This window comes from Cryobacterium sp. Y11 (assembly GCF_002929535.1).
GTDB lineage: Bacteria > Actinomycetota > Actinomycetes > Actinomycetales > Microbacteriaceae > Cryobacterium.
Genome location: NZ_PJJO01000051.1, coordinates 123,545 through 144,726, shown reverse-complemented (window position 1 = coordinate 144,726; position 21,182 = coordinate 123,545). Strand labels below are relative to the sequence as shown.

Below are 21,182 nucleotides of genomic sequence, written 5' to 3'. Positions count from 1 at the left end.
GACCACGAATGATCGAGTTCTTGATCGTCACGTTCGCCGCCTGAATCTTCACCAAGCCACGAATGTCGAGACCGTTCAGCACCGTACCGGGGGTAGTAACAGTGATATCACCGGTGTGCACCTTCAGCACGGTGCCAGCGGGAACGCCCGTGTTCGTGGCGCCGGGCATACCACCGGTCGGAGCCGACACCGGAGCAGGAGCAGGCGCAGGTGCTGGCGCGGGAGTCAGAGCAGGTGCTGGCGCGGGAGCCGGTGCCGGAGTCGGAGCTGGTGCGGGAGCAGGAGCAGGTGCTGGTGCGGGGGTGGGTGCCGGAACGACCTTCTTGGTGTAGCCCACGACGGTCATGTCGACCTTGACGTTGGCGGATTCACTGGCCACGACAATGGTTCCGTCGGATTTGCTCGTGACCGGCACCGTGTAGGTGCGCTCGGGGCCATCGCCAACCGGAGCGGTGAAATAGTACCGCTGCGTGTACTNCAATGGTTCCGTCGGATTTGCTCGTGACCGGCACCGTGTAGGTGCGCTCGGGGCCATCGCCAACCGGAGCGGTGAAATAGTACCGCTGCGTGTACTCCGGGCCGATGAGAACCTTGATGTCGGTGCGCGCCGCCGCGGTGGTGTCGAACATAACCTCAACCGATGCTGCGTCGGAGGGAATGGTTCCGAGGTCCGAAGCGACCTTGCTTCCGGCAGGCACGGCGACAGTGACGGTGTTAGCGGCGGCGCTGGCCGGAATGACCGCGAGGCCACTAAAGGCGACGGCGAAAGCGCCAGCCGCAGCAATGAGGGCCAGACGGCGAGACGGTCGAACGGTGGAGGGCGAAGCGAAAGCAGTGGAGGTCATTGTTCACATTTCGTCTAGTGCGCAGAATCGGGCGGTGCGAGTGAGGGCTGTAGGAGGCCGTGGTAACTGAAATGAGTATTACCCACAATGGGTAATGTCACAAGCAGACACATGGCTTTAACAGGTTCACCCCCGATCAGGGGTAGACGATGTGCGGGTTTCGGGTACAAAAAAGCGGCCGGACCTGCGTAAACAGGGCCGACCGCATCCGCTCGCCAAATTTAGCGAACCTGGCCAATCTGGGCCAACCCACGCCGAGTGCTAGCCCTCACCGGGCTGAACCACAGTGCAGATCGCGCCCGCCGCGAGGCACTTCACCGGCAACCTAGGCTGGCAGGCATGGACGTGCTACTCGATATCTGGCAACGCGTGAGCACACCTCATGCCGCGCTTGAACCATTCACCGCCTGGCTAACCGTGGCAGCAGCCGCCGCGATCGTGCTGTTTACTCCGGTCTGGCGCGTGGCGCGTCACGCCATCACGATCGTGCACGAGGGCGGCCACGGCGTCGTCGCGGTGCTGTGCGGGCGGCGACTGGGCGGCATACGCTTGCATTCGGACACCTCGGGACTCACCGTGAGCCGCGGGCGCCCGAGCGGTCCTGGCATGATTTTCACTCTGTTGGCCGGTTACCCGGCAGCCGCGCTGCTCGGTCTCGGTTCGGCTTGGCTGCTCAGCCGGGGCTACGACGTTGGCCTCCTCTGGGTGCTGCTCGCACTGCTAGCCCTGCTGCTCGTGCAGATTCGCAACTGGTTCGGACTCTGGTCGGTGGCTGTAACGGGCACCGTGGTCTTCGCCGTCTCGTGGTTCGGGTCACCGCAGGTACAGGGAATTTTTGCGCTCCTGATCACGGCCTTTCTACTGCTCGGTGCGTTGCGCACGTCTTTCGAGCTGCAGCAATCGCGGTCACGGCGGGCTGGCTCAACGTCGGACGCCGACCAGCTCGCCAGACTCACGCATATTCCGGGCATTTTTTGGGTGGCCGTCTTTCTTGGCATGCAATTCGCCTGCGTGGCGTTCGGCGCGATACTGCTCCGATTCACTCCAGTCTGATTGCCGCAGACGGCCAACCGTGACAGGGTGAATTACATGACAAAGATCGCAATTATCGGCGGGCACGGAAAAGTTGCCCTCCACCTCGCTCGCCTGCTCACGACGGCTGGCCACGAGGTCAGCTCGCTCATTCGCAACCCTAATCACGCTGCCGACGTTGCAGCGACCGGGGCTACACCGGTCATAGCGGATGTCGAGAATCTGTCCACAGGTCAAATCCAGACCGCGCTGGCCGGCCACGACGCCGTGGTCTGGTCTGCCGGAGCCGGCGGAGGAAGCGCGGAGCGCACCTACGCGGTCGACCGGGACGCGGCCATCCGCTCGATAAATGCTTGCGCACAAGAGGGGATCTACCGCTATGTGATGGTCTCGTACAAGGGCTCGCGGGCCAATCACGGCGCTTCCCCCGACGATGGCATGTTCGCCTATTACGAGGCCAAGGCGGCCGCTGACAACTATCTGCGCGGCACTTCGCTGAACTGGACCATTCTCGGACCGAGCACCCTGACGCTGAATCCCGCGAGCGGCTCCATCAATGTCGGCTCCGACTCACCGCGCGACGACACCTCTCGCGAGAATGTCGCGCTAGTCGCCGCCGCGGTGCTGGCCAGTGACAACACCGTGAGATCGTTCATCGAATTCACCGACGGCGACACCCCCATTGACGCGGCTGTCGCCGCTATTCACTAACCGAGTTCACCGTGCCAACAATGGCTGGGCGTTACGGCTACGGCCGCAGCGCGCAGCGCGCAGCCCTTGACGATCGTTCAGCGCTTCTAGAAACCGAAGTCGCCGCCAAAATCACCACCACCAAAGTCGCCACCGGAATCGCCGCCCGAATCGCTCGCCGAGTCGGCATTCACCTCTTCGTTGCTGTCTGTACCGGCATCCGTACCCCCGCCATCCATCGGCATAAAGGCGCTTACCAGTGCCGAACCAATGACGAATCCGGCTACGGTGCCGAGCAATGAGCTGCCCATCATACTGCCGAAGCCCATTCCGTTCTGGTTGCCAAACGAACGGGTGAGCGTGCCAGGCTGGCGCAGTTCGGCCCGGGTCGCGGCCTGGGCAAGCGTGGCCGGTGCGGCATCCACCGGGCGCTCCCGCGGTTCAACGTTCTCGGTCAGCTGGCGAAAGAGAATGTCGCGCTGCTCGTCGGTCAACTTCGAGAACGCCTCGGTGTGCACCTGTTCAATGGTTTCCGGTGGAGCCGTGCGCAGCAGGTACTGGTAACGCTCAACCGCGATCTCATCCTCGCTGCGCGCGGGGGCGCGGATCGGCCGGTTTGATCGGTCGTCTGTGGGTGATTGTTCCTTGCGGCCCAGCAGAAAGTCAAGAATTCCCATGGTGTCCTACTCCTTGTGTAAATATGTCTGTGATCTCCATTTTCTCAGATCTCTCTGAGTGCTGGCGTCGTCAGTTTCCCCGTCCAAACCAGGTCGTGACGCCAGGCGAGTACAGCACCGATTCCGGAGCGCGATCGGCGAGGCCGGCAAAACCTGCACCAGCCAGCAGCGTGTCGTCGATGCTCACAAGTTCGGCACGGTACAACGGCCACGGCTCATGGTGGTTGCGTAAATGCACCGTGCGACCACGGATACTCGTGAACAACGCCCATCGTGCGGTGAGAAAATCTGCCAACGGATCATCGACGACGGCGACTAAACCCGGTCGGGCCACGACCGCTGTGTACTTGGTGCGGTCCCCGTGCCGCGTCGAGGTGTACCGGTACTGGCCGGAATCAACCGTGAGACCGGTCCGCGACCAGACATAGGGCAGCGAGAACAGACCGCGAGCAGCTAGTACGGCCGCGAGACGACTGGCCTCTAGCGATACAAACACGACACCGCGACGGCCCTGGGAGTCGACGGCATAGAGGCGCACATTCACTTCAACGAAGGAGCCAAAGTACGGTATCGGCGGGCTGCCGAGAATTGTCGCGCGATCGAGCACGAACGGAATAAGGCCGACCCAGGCCGACCCGTTGTATTGATCGGGTATGAGGCCGTGAGGCAGGAGCGGGGCGACCAGCGTGGCGTCCACTCGCCAATGCAGAAAAACCAGGTGCGACCAGCGCTGACTGGCCGACGCCCGCCCCGCCAGGGGCGGTGCGACCGCCGAGATGGGATAGGCCTCGGCGTTCGTCACGGGTTCCTTTCACACATAATTTTGCTGGGAATTCTCGCGGGGTGTGCCTCACGGTACTCGCTGGGACAGCGTCTACGCCTGTTGATTAACCGGGAATGAGGGTCGGAAGCCACCGCTGCACAGTAATCGCGGAGGCGGCTTGTGTAAACATGATTAAGACGAAATCGTTTTGAAGCAACACATGAAACAGTGGATGAGGGAGCAGGATGCCGGGTTCGACCGTTCTCGACCTCTTACTGATCTTGGTCTTGATTGTTGCCCTCGTCAACGGCTACCGCAGCGGACTGCTGCAAAGCCTCACCGGTATCGTCGGCGCTGTGGCCGGCGGAGTCGCTGCCTTCTTCGCTGTTCCCCTGGTGGGCGGCTGGGTAACTGAGGCGCAATGGCGCACACCAGCCACCATCGCAGTCGCGGTAGTGCTCGTGCTCATCGGACATTCACTGGGCACCTCCGCGGGAAGCGTGTTGGGGCGCAGAAAGAAGCGCTCCCCCCTCGGTGCCATCAATCGCATGCTAGGCGCTGTCTTCGCCGCCGTCGCTTCGGCCCTTGTGGCGTCGATGGTGGCGTTCAGCATTGGCGCTCTCGGCGTTCCGTTCCTTTCCCCGGCCATCGCCTCGTCGACCGTCGTGTCTGGCATCGACTCGCTGACCCCCGACCCGGTTAAGGCGCTCCTGGCCGAGCTACGCTCGGTTGCGGTGACGCAGGGTCTACCGCGCATTGTTGATGCCTTCACCGGCCCGACGCCGGATGCAGCCGAAGCCGACACCAGTAGCCCTGCCCTGGCGGTGGCCGCGCAGTCCGTGGTACGCATCACGGGAACAGCCTATGCCTGTGGTCAGAGTCAGTCGGGCAGTGGTTTCGTGGTGACCGACGGTCGGGTCATCACCAACGCTCACGTCGTCGCCGGCGTGGACCGCCCCGTCATTGAAACTCCGTCGGGTGAGGCCCTGGCCGGAGAAATCGTCTATTTTGACCCGGTTGACGACCTCGCGATCATTTCCGTGCCCGGCCTCAGCGCCGCGCCACTGACCGTCGGTGAGAATCTGCGCGCTGGCAGTGCAGCTATTGCCGATGGATACCCGTTTGGTGGACCGTTCGTCTCCGACCCGGCCCGGGTGCTTGCCCTCGGCACGATCAGCGTCGCCGATATTTACGGTCAGGATCCGACACAGCGCCAGGTTTACACTGTCGCCTCCGACGTGCAACAGGGCGAATCGGGCGGGCCTCTGCTGAGCGAATCCGGCCTCGTGGTCGGCGTCATCTTCGCCAAGGCGTCCAATACCGACAACGTCGGCTATGCCGTCGCTCTCGCTGAGGTTCAACCAGTCATCAGCCAGGCACCTGGTCTGACCAACGCGGTATCGTCCGGAACCTGCGTACGCGGCTAGCCACCGGCATCCGTTCGTACAACACAGGGCGGCCCAGGGGCGAGATAAACCCGCATTCCGTGCCGCCCTGGTAGAAATTAGAACCTAGACGCGTTCGAGGGCGTAGCCATCTTCGCCGTGCACGCTGGTATCGATTCCGGCGAGTTCGTCTTCGTTCTTGATGCGGAAACCGATGGTTTTCTCGATCGCGAGGCCGAGCAGGTACGCGATGACGAAGGAGTAGACCAGAACGGAGAAGGCCGCGATGGCCTGCACAGCCAGCTGGCCGAGGTTTCCACCACCGGTGAACAGGCCGGTGCCGATGGCGAAGAAGCCGAGGTAGAGGGTGCCGATGATGCCGCCGACGAGGTGGATACCAACAACGTCGAGGGAGTCGTCGAAGCCGAGCTTGAACTTGAGCTCAACAGCGAGAGCACAGACGGCTCCGGCCACAGCACCGAGCAACAGGGCCCAGCCGGGTTCGAGGCTGGCACAGGCCGGGGTGATCGCGACCAGGCCGGCAACCGCGCCGGATGCTGCGCCCACCGACGTGGCCTTGCCGTCCTTGAACTTCTCCACTAGCATCCAGCCGAGGATGGCCGCTGCCGTGGCGCCGAGGGTGTTGACCACGATGATGCCGACGTTGGCGAGGCCGTTGAGCCATTCTGCTCCGGCGTTGAAACCAAACCAGCCGAACCAGAGAATGGAAGCACCGATGAGCACGAGCGGCACGTTGTGCGGCTTGGTGATGCCTTTCTGAAATCCGACGCGCTTGCCGAGAACCAGAGCGAGAGCGAGCGCTGCGGCACCGGCGTTGGTGTGTACCGCCGTTCCACCGGCGTAGTCGATGACCTCGGGCAGGCCGAGGGTGTTGCCAAGTTCCATGATCCAGCCGCCGCCCCAGACCCACGCTGCAACTGGGAAGTAGACCAGCGTCGCCCAGATACCGGCGAAAATCATCCAGGAGCCGAACTTGGCCCGGTCGGCAACTGCGCCGCTAATGAGTGCAACGGTAATGATGGCGAAGGTGGCACCGTAGGTGGCACCGAGCAGGTCAATGCTGCCGGTTTCACCCAGTGCGAGCTTGCCGAGGCCGAAGTCGGAGAACGGATTGCCGGAGAATTGGGCGGGGTTGCTGACGGCACTCATGTTGAAGCCGTACAGAATCCACAGCACGCTGATCAGGCCCAGCGCACCGAAGCTCATCATCATCATGCTGATGACACTCTTGGCCTTGACCAGCCCGCCGTAGAAGAAGGCGACGCCCGGTGTCATAAACAACACGAGTGCGGTGGCTGTCAGCCCCCACGCAATGCTTCCGGTATCCATAGATTGTCCTCACGCGTCTCGAATGTGCAGGGTGTACCGCGAGGCAAGCCACCGCGGATACGACTCCAGTATCCGATTGCGCTGTTTCGACAAACCTTCCGACGTGTTACGGATCGGTTACGGGCTCTGGCGAATTGTTAACGCCAGATTTCAGACGCAGCTCATTCGTCGCTAATCGGTGTGCGTCGGCAGCTCCCCGGTGGTGAGGGCGACCATGCGCGACTGGGAGCGCTGGTATTTCTTGCGGTAGCCGCCAGCCATCATCTCGTCGTCGAACACCTCGTTGAGTGGACGCCCACTGGCAACGATGGGGATTTCAGCGTCGTAGACGCGGTCGATGAAGGCGACGAGGCGGAGGGCATCCGTTTGATCGGTCAGCAGGTAGACACCGCGAATGGCAATGACCTCGACGTCGCGAATGACCTTGACGTATTTGGAGGGGTGCACGGTGGCGAGGTGGCGCATGAGGGCGCCGAAGTCGTCTTCGGTCACCTTCGAACCGCGTACCAGGAGCGTGTTGACCAGGTGTTCGCGGGCTTCGGGTTCGACCGAAACAGCCTGGCCGGTGACGTTGCGTCGGCGGTAGTCGAGTCCATCAATGCGCAGCGTCTCGAAATTGGCGCTCATGGCGGAGATCTCACGGAGAAAATCCTGCGCGGCGAACCGGCCCTCGCCGAGCGAGTTAGGCGGGGTGTTCGACGTGGCTGCAACCCGTGTGCCGGTGGCGACAAGTTCGCCGAGCAGTCGGGTCATCACCATGGTGTCGCCCGGATCATCCAGCTCGAACTCATCGATGCAGATGAGCTTCGCGCTGCGCAACTCCTTGATGGTTTCCTGGTAGCCGAGCGCACCGACCAGGGCGGTGTACTCGATGAAGGTGCCGAAGTACTTGGGTCCCGTCGCCGCATGCCAGAGCGCTGCCAACAGGTGCGTCTTGCCGACGCCAAACCCGCCGTCGAGGTAGATGCCGGGCAGGTCGTCCTTGGCCTGGCGACGGCGGGAGAAAAACCCGGCCGGCCGGGGGTTCACGAATTGAATAAGCTTCTCGACGGCCTCGAGCTGGGAGGGGTAGTCGTGGTCTGGTCGATAGTTCTCGAACGAGGCGTGTTCAAATTGGGGAGGCGGAACCAGCTCGGACACAATTTCCCGACCCGTGATGGTCGGCGTTCGGTCGGCCAGTTGCGGAACCGTGTGGTGAGCTTTCTGGTGAGCCTCTGGTGCCATGCTGAAATGCCCGTTCTCCTGGGTTTAGCTGCGAATACGCTGGGTGTCGGCACCGCGTAGGTTTAAGGGGTGGACCAGACAAGCTTAATCCGCGGTCAACCCGACTCACGAATGCATCCGCTGTCCACCAGGAGGTTCTATGTCCGCCCCGTTCGACACGACCGAAAAGTTTGCCGCGTACGCCCACCCCTCGAAACTTGTTTCAACCGAGTGGCTGGCTAAGCACCAGGGTGACGCCGGTCTCGTGATCGTCGAATCTGACGAGGACGTGCTGCTCTACGAAGTGGGCCACATTCCCGGTTCGGTCAAAATCGACTGGCACACCGACCTCAACGACACGGTCAACCGCGACTACATCGATGGGGCAGCCTTCGCCGCGCTGCTGTCGAGCAAGGGCATCGCCCGCGACAGCACCGTCGTCATTTACGGCGATAAGAGCAACTGGTGGGCTGCATACGCCCTGTGGGTCTTCACCCTGTTCGGACACGACGACGTTCGCCTGCTCGATGGTGGCCGAGAGAAATGGCTCGCCGAGGAACGCGAGATGACAACGGATGCCTCGAGCACAACGACCACCGATTACCCGGTCGTCGAACGTAACGACGCTCCCATTCGAGCGTTCAAGGACGACGTGCTTGCCCACTTCGGCAAGCCGCTGATCGACGTTCGCTCGCCGGAAGAATACAGCGGAGCCCGCACGACCATGCCCGCATACCCGGAAGAGGGCGCCCTGCGCGGTGGCCACATCCCATCGGCCGTTTCCGTGCCGTGGGCCCGCGCCGCAGCGAGCGACTCGACCTTCAAACCGCGCAGCGAACTCGACGCTATCTATCGGGCCGAAGCCGGCCTGACCGACGGCGACGACGTGATCGCCTACTGCCGCATCGGGGAACGATCCAGCCACACCTGGTTCGTGCTCACCCACCTGCTCGGTTTCGAGGGCGTGCGCAACTATGACGGGTCCTGGACCGAGTGGGGCAACGCCGTTGCGGTACCCATCAGTGTCGGCACCGACCCCGGCGTCGCCCCGGCGCCCCGCCCGTGACCACGCTACCGGCCCAGCTCGCCGACATTCAGGAGGATTTTCTCGCCCTCGAGCAGAAGGACCGCCTGCTGTTGCTGCTCGAGTTCTCCAACGAGCTTCCCGAGCTGCCGGCGCGCTTTCAGGAGCATCCCGACCTGCTCGAACGCGTCGTCGAGTGTCAGTCACCGGTATTCATCTTCGTTGAAGTGGATGCCGACTCCGCGTTTCACCTGCACGCGACCGCCCCGCGCGAATCGCCAACCACTCGCGGATTCGCGTCGATCCTCGCTCAGGGCCTCGACGGCTTGAGCGTGGAACAGGTTCTGGCCGTTCCCGACGACTACCCGCAGTCGATTGGTCTCAGCGCAGCGGTCTCACCGCTCCGCCTGCGCGGCATGAGCGCCATGCTCGGCCGGGCCAAGCGTCAGTTGCGGGAGCGCATCGCTGGCTAGTCCCTACAATTCGGCCAGCCAGGCCGCGATCGCACCGTTCCACCGCACCGGGTCGTAGTTGAACAGTTTGGTGTGCCGCGCCTCGGTGAACGAGACGAAAGTCACCAGGTCGGGGCGCCGTTCGGCGAGGCGCCGCGACCCGGTGGCCGGTACGAATCCGTCGTCGTCACTGTGCAGCAACAGAACGGACCGGTTCAGGTCACGGGCGCGCGCGACGAAATCGAGTCGACCAAAGTCGATCGGCGTTCCGAGGCCGGTCAATCGTTGTCCCCGTCGTGACCCCATCAGTGCAACTGCCCCGGTGGCGATCTGTCTGGGCAACCTGCGGTCAATCGCCTGCGCGGCCACAACGTCAGCCCAGTCGATCACGGGTGATTCCAGCACCACACCGATGATGAGGTGCGCGTGCGTGCTGCGGGTCAGCGCCTGCAGCACGATGGCCCCGCCCATCGACCAGCCCATGAGTACGATGCTTCGGGCGCCTCGCTCGACCGCGAAGCTGATGGCGGCCTCGACGTCGAGCCATTCCGTGTCACCGAGCCCATAGCATCCGTCGACGCTCGCCGGGGCATCCCCGTCATTGCGATAGGAGATGAGGAGTGAGGTGTAGCCGGCCTGGCAAAACACCGGCACCGCCCGCAGGCCCTCCTCGCGCCGCACTGCCCGGCCGTGCACCTGAATGGCCCAGTGGTCTGCTGGGCCGTCTGGAGTCGAGGGAACTAGCCACGCTGGCGCGGGGCCAAGGTCGGTGGGAACAGCCACAGCCTGCCAGGGCAGGCCGAGGTCGGCGGGTGTCGTGTAGAGCCAGCCGCTGAACCGCCCGCGGCGGGCGCCGGCGAGATCACCGTAGTCGACGCTGATGATACGCCGAGTGACCGTTCCGGCCGTGCGCTCGGTGATCTCGCCGACCTTGGCATGGCCGGTGCCGCCGCTGAAGAAGAAGCTGTAGTCACCGGGAAGTACGGAATCGCGGTGACGTTGCAGGGTGAGCGTGCCGCCGGCCAGGTCAACGGCGAACACTCGCGTATCGTCCTTGCGTTTGCTGGGCGGCGTCACGATGGTCTTGGCCATAACGGCGGCCAGCACGCCAGCGGTACCGAGCACCACAAGGGCGGAACCGGCAACCGCGATGCCGGTCACGGCCAGAATCGATCCGAGAAGCGACCGGGAAACAGCGTGCTGACGCCCGATTGGGGGCTGAGGGTCGTGCATGCGCACCTCCGACTGGTCGGCGTGCCTCACGGACAACACCCAGAAAAACTCTAGTCTGCAAACGTGCCCGAAACAGAACAATCGTTCCCCGCGGAGTTTGCCGCGGCAGTGTCGGCGATTCGCCGCGCCACGAGTCGGGCCGAATTAGTCGTCTCCGAGATCACGGCTCCGGCTCGACTCGCGCCCTATTCCATCGCCCTATCCGGCGACATCACGCCGGTGCGGCACGGCAGCGACTCCGACCTGGGCACTGGACGGTTCATCCTGCTCTACGACCCGGACGAGCCGGAAGGCTGGAATGGCGCCTTTCGAGTCGTCTGTTTCGCACAGGCTCCACTGGAGATCGAGATCGGACTTGACCCGTTTCTCGCCGAGGTCACCTGGGCCTGGCTGGTCGATGCCCTCGACGCTCGCAAGGCGCAGTACACCGCGGCCTCGGGAACGGCGACTAAAATAATCTCATCAGGCTTTGGCGAACTCGCCAAACAGGGAGATGGCGCGCAGATTGAGCTGCGTGCGTCGTGGACACCCCTGGATCACAATCTCACCGCCCACGTCGAGGGGTGGGGCGAGCTGCTGTGCATGCTCGCCGGACTCCCTCCCGCTGGGGAAGGAGTCAGCATGTTGTCAGCACGCCGAGCAGCCCGTGGTTGAATCGCAATCCAATCAACCCACGCTCGTTCAGCACCAGGTCGTGGATACCCGCGCGGCGTACCTCGCCGCGACGGCCGCCCTGGCCGCCGGAAACGGGCCGGTCGGGGTCGACGCGGAACGGGCATCCGGTTTCACCTATTCGCAACGCGCCTATCTCATTCAGATTTACCGCCGTGGCGCCGGAACGTTTCTGTTCGACCCACCGCCGATCGGCGATTTTAGCGAGTTGAACGATGCCCTGACGGATGTGGAGTGGATTCTGCACGCCGCGAGCCAGGACCTGGCCTGCCTGCGCGAGGTCGGGCTCGACCCTGTGCGCATCTTCGACACCGAGCTGGCCGCACGGCTGCTCGGTATCCCCCGGGTCGGGCTCGGCACCGTTGTAGAAAACCTGCTCGGCATTCACCTCGCCAAGGAGCACTCCGCGGCGAATTGGTCGACGAGGCCGCTGCCGGAATCGTGGCTGGTCTACGCGGCCCTCGACGTTGAGCTGCTTCCCGATCTGCGGGACCGTATGGTGGATTTGTTGGTGGAGTCCAATAAAACCGATATCGCCGATCAGGAATTCGCTGCGACCCTGGCCAAGGAAGCCAAGGCCGCTCGGGTCGACCCGTGGCGTCGACTGTCCGGCCTGCACTCGCTGCGCAGCCAGCGCAACCTCGCTGTCGCCCGCGAACTCTGGCTGGCTCGCGACGCATTTGCGCGCGACGTTGATGTCTCCCCCGGGCGCCTCGTTCCAGACGCCTCCTTACTCGCCGCCGCTCGGGTGATTCCCGCGACCCGGCAGGCGCTGTCCGACCTGCGCGAGTTCAATGGACGCGCCAGTCGCAATGAGCTCGACCGGTGGTGGGACGCGATTCAGCGCGGCCGCACAAGTACCGACCTGCCCCCGCTCAAGGCAAGCAACGACACCCTGCCGCCACCGCGGGCCTGGGCCGATCGCAACCCAGAGGCCGACGTGCGCTACAAAGCCGCCAGGGCTGCCCTGCAGACAGTGACCGACGAGCTGGAGATTCCGCTGGAGAATCTGCTGACCCCTGACTACCTGCGCCGGGTGGCCTGGACGCCGCCGGAGCCGCTGGATGCGGCATCCGTTGCGCAGGTGTTGACCCATTTAGGGGCGCGACGCTGGCAAGTTGACGTCACTGCACAATTAATTGCGGATGCTTTTGTAGAGATTCCACAAGTTGTCGACGCGACCTCGGATTTGGGGTCGTAGAAACCAGCAAACGATTCGGGCCGTGATTTTCGCCACCCTAGGATCGGTGCAGAGCTAACAGATCTGATAACACGTACGGGAGGCATTGTGGCCGAGAGAACAGAAGTCGTCTTTGTGGACGGGGTTCGAACCCCGTTCGGACGCGCCGGCGAAAAGGGCATGTACTGGAACACCCGGGCCGACGACCTCGTGGTCAAGGCAATTATCGGGCTGATGGAACGCAACCCCACTGCGCCGGCGGAGCGCATCGACGATGTCGCGATCGCGGCAACCACGCAAACCGGCGACCAGGGCCTCACCCTCGGTCGCACGGCGGCACTGCTGGCCGGGCTGCCGAAATCGGTTCCCGGTTTCGCAATTGACCGAATGTGCGCCGGCGCGATGACCGCGGTGACCATGATGGGGTCCTCGATCGGGTTCGGGGCCTACGACCTCGCCATTGCTGGCGGCGTCGAGCACATGGGCAGGCACCCGATGGGTTTTGGGGCCGATCCAAACCCGCGGTTCCTCTCCGAACGGCTGGTCAACGAAGACGCCCTCAACATGGGCGCCACCGCCGAACGCATTCATGACCGCTTCCCGGCCTATACCAAGGAACGTTCAGACCGGTTTGCGCTGCGCAGCCAGCAGAAAGTCGCTACGGCCTATGCCGAGGGCAAAATTCAACCTGACCTGATTCCTGTCGCCACGCGCAGCGAATCGGGCTGGGGCCTAGCCACCCGTGATGAGGCACCACGCCCCGACACGACTATGGAGGGCCTCTCAGCCCTGCGCACTCCGTTCCGTCCACACGGACGGGTCACCGCCGGCAACGCCTCCGGCCTCAACGACGGCGCATCGGCCTGCCTGCTGGCCAGCGGCGCGACGGCCAAGGAACTCGGCCTGGGCGTGAAAATGACCATGACCAGCTTCGCCTTCGCCGGCGTCGAGCCGGAGGTGATGGGCCTCGGCCCGATACCATCCACCGAGAAGGCGCTGCGCAAGGCTGGCCTGTCCATAACTGATATCGGCCTGTTCGAGCTCAACGAAGCCTTCGCCGTGCAGGTCATCTCCTTTCTCGACCACTTCGGCATCGATGACGAAGACCCCCGCGTGAACGAATACGGCGGAGCAATTGCGATGGGGCATCCGCTTGCATCATCGGGGGTGCGCCTGATGAATCAGCTCGCCCACCAGTTCGAGTCCCACCCCGAGGTGCGCTATGGCCTCACTGCCATGTGCATCGGCCTCGGCCAGGGTGGCTCCGTGATTTGGGAAAACCCGCACTTCAACAAGAAGGCAGCCACGCGATGACCGACTACAGTACTTTGGACTTCAGCTCGCTGGTTGCGATCAGCGGCGACGAGGTTGTCACACATTCTTTCATGCGCGATGTACCACTCTCCGCCGGCCGTACGCTGGCTCTCGTGACGCTCGACAACGGACGCGACCACACCCGGCCGAATACCCTCGGCCCGGTCACCCTGCTCGAGTTCGCCGCGACCATGGACGAGCTCACGGCTCGCGCCGGGCGCGGCGAAATTCACGGCGTGGCCGTCACCGGTAAGCCGTTCATTTTGGCCGCTGGCGCTGACCTCAGCAAGGTTGCCGAGATTCCCTCGCTTGAAGTCGGCGCGCTGCTCGGCCAGCTCGGCCACCACGCGCTCGGCAAGCTCGACACGCTCGGCGTGCCGTCGTTCGTGTTCATCAACGGACTCGCGCTCGGCGGTGGCCTCGAGGTTGGCCTGAACGCGAGCTATCGCACGGTGGACGCAGCCGTGCCGGCAATCGCGCTACCCGAGGTCTTTCTCGGCCTGATTCCCGGCTGGGGCGGCTCCTACCTGCTGCCCAACCTGATCGGTATCGAAAATGCCCTGAAAGTCATTATCGAGAACCCCCTCAAGAACAACCGCACCCTCACCGGAGCGGATGCCCTCGCCCTCGGTATCGCGGATGTCATGTTCACCTCGGCGCGGTTTCTCGAAGAGTCCATTGCTTGGGCCGACGGGGTGATCGCCGGCACGGTGAAGGTGTCCCGACCGAATACACCAGGCAAGATCGAACGCCTGGTCAAGTGGGACGTTGCCATCGGTATTGCCCGCAAGATGCTCGTGAACCGCATCGGCGAAGTCGCCACGTCACCGTATGTGGCGCTCGACCTGCTGCAGGCCGCCAAGAGTGGCACTCGTGCCGAAGGCTTTCAGCGCGAAGACGAGGCTTTGGCCGGACTCATCGCCGGCGACCAACTGCAGGCAAGCATCTACGCCTTTAACCTCGTGCAAAAGCGCGCCAAGCGGCCGGCCGGAGCGCCGGACAAGAAGCTGGCCCGCCCGATCACCAAGGTGGGCGTGATCGGAGCCGGTCTCATGGCCAGCCAGTTCGCGCTGCTGTTCGTGCGGCGCCTCAAAGTGCCCGTCGTCATCACCGACCTAGACCAGGCGCGCGTTGACAAGGGTGTGGCCTATATTCACGACGAGATTGCCACCCTCCAGGCTAAAAATCGCATCTCCCCCGACGAGGCCAACCGGCTGCGCGCCCTCGTGACGGGCACGACCGACAAGTCGTTGTTCTCCGATGCGGACTGGGTGATCGAGGCCGTCTTCGAAGAACTCGGCGTCAAGCAAAACGTGTTCGCCGAGATCGAGAAGTTCATCTCCCCCGAGGCCATTCTGGCCACGAACACCTCATCGCTGTCGGTCGAGCAGATCGGGTCGAAGCTGACGCATCCGGAGCGCCTAGTTGGGTTCCACTTCTTCAACCCGGTAGCCGTCATGCCGCTGATCGAGGTCGTCAACACTCCGCAGACCGATGAGGTGACGCTCGCCACGGCCATGGTCGTTGCCGGTAAGCTGCGAAAAAACGCGGTAATCACTCGGGACACGCCCGGCTTCGTGGTGAACCGGGTGCTCGCCAAGCTGCTCGGTGAAGCAATGCACGCCGTCGACACGGGCACCCCGTTCGAGGTCGTTGAAGCCGCTGTTGCGCCGTTCGGCCTGCCCATGAGCCCGTTCGAGCTGCTCGAATTGGTCGGCCTCACCGTCGGCGCTCACGTGCTCGACACCCACCATGCGGCGTTCCCCGACCGGTTCTTCGAGAGCGATAATCTGCACAAGCTCGCCGAACACGGCAAGATTCTCGAGCGTGACGGTAAGGGCCGCCGTACCGGTTTCGACAAGGGCGCGCTGAAGATCGTCGCCGGCGGCAGCACGCCGATGACGGCCGCACAGATTCTGCAGCGGGTCGAAGACGGCCTGGTCGACGAGATCAAGCGGATGCTCGACGCCACTGTGGTACACGCGGCCGAGGACATCGACCTGTGCATGCTCCTGGGCGCTGGCTGGCCGTTCCAGATGGGCGGGATCACCCCGTACCTCGACCGGGTCGGCGCGAGCGAGCGGGTCTTCGGCGGCACCTTCCATACGCCGGCGATCCGCGGGATCGGCGCAGCGGTCGGGGCAGCATCCGCTCACAGCTAGCGAGAACGGGGCACGGCCCTTGACCGGGCCCACTTCACGTCCGCGGGCCCAGTTTATAAACTGGGCCCGTGGACGGGGCCCGGGCCCCGTCCGTAGCCGGGACGGGGGGCTAGTCTCGGCGGGTTACTTGGATGGCGCCGGTGTCGGTGTGGCCTTCGGGCAGGGGGCGGGCGTTGGGAATCTTGCTGCCGAGCACCATTGCCACCACGTCGCGGGCGATGGTCTGCGGGGTGAGGCCGACCCGCTCCAGAATTTCGGCGCGGGTGCCGTGATCGAGGAACTGGTCTGGCAGGCCGAGTTCGGTCACCGCCGTGTCGACGCCGGCTTCACGCAAATCTTGACGGATGCGCGTGCCGATCCCACCGACCCGAATGCCGTCCTCAATCGTGACGACGATGCGGTGCTCGGCGGCGAGGGTGATGATGCTCCGCGGTACGGGAACGACCCAGCGGGGGTCGACGACCGTTGCCCCGATGCCCTGGGCGGCGAGCCGGTCAGCGACCTCGAGCCCCAGCGCGGCCATGGGACCGACCGTGACAATCAGCACGTCCCGTTGGGTGGCCTCTTGCAGCACGTCTACGCCGTCGTCGAGACGGCGAATGGCGTCGTACTCGAGCCCGACGGTGCCCTTCGGGTAGCGCAGTACCGTGGGTCCGTCATCCACGACGACCGCCTCGCCCAGTTCCTCGCGTAGACGCACGGAGTCTCGCGGGGCAGCCAACCGAATATTCGGCACGACCTGCAAAATGGCCAGGTCCCACATTCCGTGGTGGCTGGGGCCATCCGGCCCGGTCACGCCGGCCCGGTCGAGCACGAAGGTCACGCCGGCCCGGTGCAGGGCGACGTCCATCAGCACCTGGTCGAAGGCACGATTGATGAAGGTCGCATAGAGCGCGACGACCGGGTGCAGGCCGCCAAAGGCCAGCCCGGCTGCACTCGTCACGGCGTGCTGTTCGGCAATGCCAACGTCGTGCACGCGGGCCGGAAAACGTTCGGCCATCTTGTGCAGCCCGGTGGGACGCAGCATAGCGGCGGTGATGCCCACGATCCGCTCGTTCTCGGTCGCCAGACGCAACAGCTCGTCAGCGAAAACCGACGTCCAGGATGCCGCTCCAGGTTCTTCGACGGATTCCCCGGTTTCCGGGTCAATCTGTCCGACCGCGTGGAACTGGTCTGCGACGTCTTGCACGGCCGGGTCGTAGCCCTTGCCCTTCTGGGTGATGGCATGCACGATGACGGGGGCCCCGTACCGTTTGGCCTGGGCCAGCGCCTCCTCCATCGCGTGCACGTCGTGCCCATCGACCGGGCCGATATATTTAATGTCGAGATTGGAGTACAACGCCTCGTTGTTGGTGACTCGGCTGAGAAACCCGTGCAGGCCGCCGCGCACCCCGCGGTACACGGCCCGGCCGGGCGCACCGAGCTTGTCGAAGACCTTCTGGCTGGTCAGGTAGGCATCGCGGTAGGCAGCCTGGGTGCGTACCGTGTTCAAAAAGCGTGCCATACCACCGATGGTCGGCGCATAGGAGCGTCCATTATCGTTGACCACGATGATGAGCTTGCGAGTGTTGTCATCGCTGATGTTGTTGAGGGCCTCCCAGGTCATTCCCCCGGTCAGCGCACCGTCACCGACAACGGCAACGACGTGCCGCTTGTTCTGCCCGGTCATCTCAAAGGCCCGGGAGATGCCGTCCGCCCACGACAGGGAGCTCGAGGCGTGCGAGCTCTCGACGATGTCGTGCTCGGACTCGGAACGTTGCGGGTATCCGGCGAGCCCGTCAGTCCGGCGCAGCTTGCTGAAGTCTTGACGCCCTGTGAGCAACTTGTGCACATAGGACTGGTGTCCGGTGTCGAACACGATCGCGTCCGTTGGCGAGTGGAAGACTCGATGGATGGCGATGGTCAGCTCAACCACACCAAGGTTTGGTCCCAGATGTCCACCGGTTTTAGAAATTTCCCGCACCAGAAACCGGCGAATCTCAGCGGCCAGCTGAGGCAGCTGCTCTTTCGAGAGACCATCGAGGTCCCGGGGACCGTGAATCGTCTCCAGAAGGATCATCCGTCATACCTTTCAGGTCGCTAAACACATCAAGCCAAACCGGCGCGCAGTCCCGAATAAATCGAGTCTACGCGCCGGGGTCATACTGGCAGGGCGCCAGCTGGCAAAGCTCGTACTAGCTCAAACGAGCGAACGCAGCACGTACTGCAGAATGCCGCCGTTGCGGTAGTACTCGGCCTCGCCCGGAGTGTCAATGCGCACGATGGCATCGAACTCAACCGGCGCCTTGCCGGCGGCCGAGAATTCACTCGGCGCGCAGGTCACGCGCACGGTCTTCGGAGTGGTGCCGTTGTTGAGCTCGGTGATGCCGGAGACCGAGACGATCTCGGTTCCATCGAGGCCGAGCGAGTCGGCGGTCTCGCCAACCGGGAACTGCAGGGGTACAACGCCCATACCGATGAGGTTTGAGCGGTGAATGCGCTCGAAGCTCTCAACGATGACGGCCTTGACACCGAGAAGACTCGTGCCCTTGGCAGCCCAGTCCCGGCTGGAACCCGAACCGTACTCCTTGCCACCGAAGATGACCAGCGGGGTGCCGGCAGCCTGGTAGTTCTGGCTAGCGTCGTAGATGTCGGCCTTTGGGCCGCTTGCGACGGTGAAGTCGCGGGTGAAGCCACCCTCGACGTTGTCGAGGAGCTGGTTACGCAGACGAATGTTCGCGAATGTTCCACGAATCATTACCTCGTGGTTGCCACGACGCGAGCCGTAGGAGTTGTAATCATTGCGGGCGATGCCGTGCTCTGCCAGGTAGCGGCCGGCTGGGCCATCTGCCTTGATCGAACCGGCGGGGCTGATGTGGTCGGTGGTGACCGAATCGCCGAGCTTGGCGAGTACGCGGGCACCGGAGATGTCCACAACGGGGCTGGTCTCTAGCGTCATACCATCGAAGTACGGGGGCTTGCGCACGTAGGTCGACTCGGCGTCCCAGGCGAACGTGTCACCGATGGGGGTGTGCAGGGACTTCCACCGGTCGTCACCCTCGAAAACTCCGGCGTACTGGGTCTCAAACATGTTTGAGTCGATCGACTCGTCGATGGTCTTCTGCACCTCGTCGGCGTCGGGCCAGATGTCCTTGAGGAACACGTCCTTGCCCTCGGTGTCCTGACCGAGCGAGTCGGTATCGAAGTTGAAGTTCATCGTGCCGGCAAGGGCGTAGGCGATAACGAGCGGCGGGCTCGCGAGGTAGTTCATCTTCACGTCGGGGTTGATGCGTCCCTCGAAGTTGCGGTTACCCGAGAGCACCGCGGTAACGGCGAGGTCGTTCTCTTGCACGGCCGAGGAGATTTCGTCTGCGAGCGGGCCGGAGTTGCCGATGCAGGTGGTGCAGCCATAGCCGACAAGGTAGAAGCCGAGGTCTTCGAGGTAGCCATTCAGGCCGGCCTTCGCGTAGTACTCGGTGACGACCTTGGAGCCCGGCGCGAGGGTGGTCTTGACCCACGGCTTGCTTTTGAGTCCCTTCAGGCTGGCGTTGCGGGCCAGCAGGCCGGCCGCCAGCATGACCGAGGGGTTTGACGTGTTCGTGCACGAGGTGATGGCCGCGATCGCAACGGACCCGTTGTCGATCGTGAACTCGCGACCGTCGGCGAGCGTGACGTCGGTGGGCTGCGGGTGCGACTGCGTCGGATGGCTGGTGTGCCGGGCCAGGCCACTCTCGAACGCGTGGTTGTGCGCCGTCTCCTCGTCTTGCGGGGTGAGGCCGATCGGGTCGGAGGCGGGGAAGGTACCCTCTATTGCCGCGTCCACGAGAGAGACGGGGGCACTGGCGTAGTTATCCAGGTCGCGTTCGAACTGGGTCTTGGCCTCGGAGAGAACGATGCGGTCCTGCGGGCGCTTCGGTCCGGCGATCGAGGGAACGACCGTGGAGAGGTCGAGCTCGAGGTATTCGCTGAAGATCGGCTCCAGGTCGGGGTTGTGCCAGAGGCCCTGCAGCTTGGAGTAGGCCTCGACCAGCGCGACCTGCTCCTCGCTACGGCCGGTGAGGCGCAGGTAGCCGAGGGTGACGTCGTCGATCGGGAACATGGCGGCCGTCGAGCCGAACTCGGGGCTCATGTTGCCGATGGTGGCACGGTTGGCCAGCGGCACGGAGGCGACGCCGGAGCCGTAGAATTCGACAAATTTGCCGACCACACCGTGCCCCCGAAGCATCTGCGTGATGGTGAGCACGACATCCGTTGCGGTGACGCCGGACGGGATAATGCCGGAGAGCTTGAAGCCGACAACTTTGGGGATGAGCATGGAAACCGACTGACCGAGCATGGCAGCTTCGGCTTCGATTCCACCGACGCCCCAGCCGAGCACGCCGAGACCGTTGACCATGGTGGTGTGCGAGTCGGTGCCAACGCAGGTGTCTGGATACGCCTGCAGGACGCCGTTGACCTCTCGCGTCATGGTGACGCGGGCGAGGTATTCGATGTTGACCTGGTGCACGATTCCGGTTCCCGGAGGGACCACCTTGAAGTCGTCGAACGCGCTCTGGCCCCAGCGGAGGAACTGGTAGCGCTCGCCGTTGCGCTGGTATTCGATCTCAACATTGCGCTCAAACGAGTCGGTCGTGCCGAACAGGTCGGCGACAACGGAGTGGTCGATGACCATTTCGGTTGGGGCGAGCGGGTTGATCTTCTTGGCGTCGCCGCCGAGGTCAACGAGGGCCTCACGCATGGTGGCGAGGTCGACGATGCAAGGAACGCCGGTGAAGTCCTGCATGACGACGCGCGCCGGCGTGTACTGGATCTCGGTGTCGGGCTCCGCGGTGGGAACCCACGAACCGAGGGCACGAATGTGCTCGGCGGTGATGTTGGCTCCGTCTTCGGTACGCAGGAGGTTCTCCAGCAGTACCTTCAGGCTGTATGGCAGTTTCTCGTAACCATCCACCGCGTCCAGACGAAAGACTTCATAGTCTGTTGTTCCGACGCGCAGGGTGTCTTTGGCTCCGAAGCTATTGACCGCGGTACTTTTTGAATCCGACACAGTGCCCTCTCCGTTGTAGGAGCCGACGGGGAACCGGCGGCAATCCTCAATTCTTGTGCGCTAGCACAACCTCGTGCTAGCAAGGTAAGCCTTACCAGCGGATGCCGGGGACTGCCTTTTTCCATCGAGTTGTTCCGACGAGCTTTCGTCGGGCAACTATCTTGACGTCAAGAT

General features: G+C 63.6%; 16 protein-coding genes and 1 pseudogene. 9 read left to right on the top strand and 8 right to left on the bottom strand.

Annotated features, from left to right (window positions below):
* Nucleotides 1-379: pseudogene (locus tag CXY75_RS20050) on the bottom strand (hypothetical protein); the annotation flags it as partial.
* Nucleotides 380-1,184: 805 nt separating this feature from the next.
* Between CXY75_RS20050 and CXY75_RS05760 the strand changes: the two are divergent.
* Both CXY75_RS05760 and CXY75_RS05755 read left to right on the top strand, forming a co-directional pair.
* A complete protein-coding gene (locus CXY75_RS05760) occupies nt 1,185-1,898 on the top strand; it encodes a M50 family metallopeptidase (RefSeq protein ID WP_104081870.1) in 714 nt (237 codons plus the stop codon).
* 36 nt (nt 1,899-1,934) lie between these two features.
* On the top strand, nt 1,935-2,588 hold the full coding sequence (locus CXY75_RS05755) for an SDR family oxidoreductase (protein ID WP_104081869.1): 654 nt from the start codon (nt 1,935-1,937) through the stop codon (nt 2,586-2,588).
* A gap of 86 nt (nt 2,589-2,674) precedes the next feature.
* Here the strand turns inward: CXY75_RS05755 and CXY75_RS05750 are convergent, their stop codons facing one another.
* Nucleotides 2,675-3,244 (bottom strand): hypothetical protein, encoded by a 570-nt coding sequence (locus CXY75_RS05750; RefSeq protein ID WP_104081868.1) that lies wholly within the window; start codon nt 3,242-3,244, stop codon nt 2,675-2,677.
* 70 nt (nt 3,245-3,314) lie between these two features.
* Entirely contained in the window at nt 3,315-4,046 is a 732-nt protein-coding gene (locus tag CXY75_RS05745) for a YqjF family protein (RefSeq protein ID WP_104081867.1), read from the bottom strand.
* A 206-nt stretch (nt 4,047-4,252) separates the two neighbouring features.
* Here CXY75_RS05745 and CXY75_RS05740 point away from each other — a divergent pair, with 206 nt between their 5' ends.
* Entirely contained in the window at nt 4,253-5,434 is a 1,182-nt protein-coding gene (locus tag CXY75_RS05740) for a MarP family serine protease (RefSeq protein WP_104081866.1), read from the top strand.
* An 84-nt stretch (nt 5,435-5,518) separates the two neighbouring features.
* On the opposite strand, the gene CXY75_RS05735 is transcribed toward CXY75_RS05740, so the two are convergent.
* Both CXY75_RS05735 and zapE read right to left on the bottom strand, forming a co-directional pair.
* Nucleotides 5,519-6,742, bottom strand: coding sequence for an ammonium transporter (locus tag CXY75_RS05735; protein WP_104081865.1), 1,224 nt, complete (start codon nt 6,740-6,742; stop codon nt 5,519-5,521).
* A gap of 171 nt (nt 6,743-6,913) precedes the next feature.
* Entirely contained in the window at nt 6,914-7,966 is a 1,053-nt protein-coding gene (gene zapE / locus CXY75_RS05730) for a cell division protein ZapE (protein ID WP_104081864.1), read from the bottom strand.
* A gap of 139 nt (nt 7,967-8,105) precedes the next feature.
* Between zapE and CXY75_RS05725 the strand changes: the two genes are divergently transcribed.
* Nucleotides 8,106-9,011, top strand: coding sequence for a sulfurtransferase (locus tag CXY75_RS05725; RefSeq protein ID WP_104081863.1), 906 nt, complete (start codon nt 8,106-8,108; stop codon nt 9,009-9,011).
* Complete coding sequence (locus CXY75_RS05720) at nt 9,008-9,442, top strand: SufE family protein (protein WP_104081862.1); 435 nt, start codon at nt 9,008-9,010, stop codon at nt 9,440-9,442. The genes CXY75_RS05725 and CXY75_RS05720 overlap by 4 nt, the downstream gene beginning before the upstream one ends.
* A gap of 3 nt (nt 9,443-9,445) precedes the next feature.
* Here CXY75_RS05720 and CXY75_RS05715 read toward each other — a convergent pair whose 3' ends face one another.
* The gene (locus tag CXY75_RS05715) at nt 9,446-10,654 is read right to left on the bottom strand and encodes a S9 family peptidase (RefSeq protein WP_146069380.1); all 1,209 of its coding nucleotides are present in this window, start codon (nt 10,652-10,654) and stop codon (nt 9,446-9,448) included.
* A gap of 63 nt (nt 10,655-10,717) precedes the next feature.
* On the opposite strand from CXY75_RS05715, the gene CXY75_RS05710 reads away from it, so the two are divergent.
* The 4 genes from CXY75_RS05710 to CXY75_RS05695 all read left to right on the top strand — a co-directional run bounded on the left by CXY75_RS05710 (nt 10,718) and on the right by CXY75_RS05695 (nt 15,982).
* Entirely contained in the window at nt 10,718-11,308 is a 591-nt protein-coding gene (locus CXY75_RS05710) for a DUF3000 domain-containing protein (protein WP_104081860.1), read from the top strand.
* Nucleotides 11,301-12,527 (top strand): HRDC domain-containing protein, encoded by a 1,227-nt coding sequence (locus CXY75_RS05705; RefSeq protein WP_104081859.1) that lies wholly within the window; start codon nt 11,301-11,303, stop codon nt 12,525-12,527. Before CXY75_RS05710 ends, CXY75_RS05705 begins: the two co-directional genes overlap by 8 nt.
* Nucleotides 12,528-12,614: 87 nt before the next feature.
* Nucleotides 12,615-13,820: a thiolase family protein gene (locus tag CXY75_RS05700; protein WP_104081858.1), complete on the top strand. Its 1,206-nt coding sequence runs from the start codon at nt 12,615-12,617 to the stop codon at nt 13,818-13,820.
* Complete coding sequence (locus CXY75_RS05695; protein ID WP_104081857.1) at nt 13,817-15,982, top strand: 3-hydroxyacyl-CoA dehydrogenase NAD-binding domain-containing protein; 2,166 nt, start codon at nt 13,817-13,819, stop codon at nt 15,980-15,982. The genes CXY75_RS05700 and CXY75_RS05695 overlap by 4 nt, the downstream gene beginning before the upstream one ends.
* 109 nt (nt 15,983-16,091) lie before the next feature.
* Here the strand turns inward: CXY75_RS05695 and dxs are convergent, their stop codons facing one another.
* Both dxs and CXY75_RS05685 read right to left on the bottom strand, forming a co-directional pair.
* The gene (gene dxs, locus CXY75_RS05690; RefSeq protein WP_104081856.1) at nt 16,092-18,041 is read right to left on the bottom strand and encodes a 1-deoxy-D-xylulose-5-phosphate synthase; all 1,950 of its coding nucleotides are present in this window, start codon (nt 18,039-18,041) and stop codon (nt 16,092-16,094) included.
* Nucleotides 18,042-18,161: 120 nt separating this feature from the next.
* The gene (locus tag CXY75_RS05685) at nt 18,162-21,008 is read right to left on the bottom strand and encodes an aconitate hydratase (protein WP_104081855.1); all 2,847 of its coding nucleotides are present in this window, start codon (nt 21,006-21,008) and stop codon (nt 18,162-18,164) included.
* Nucleotides 21,009-21,182 lie beyond the last annotated feature (174 nt).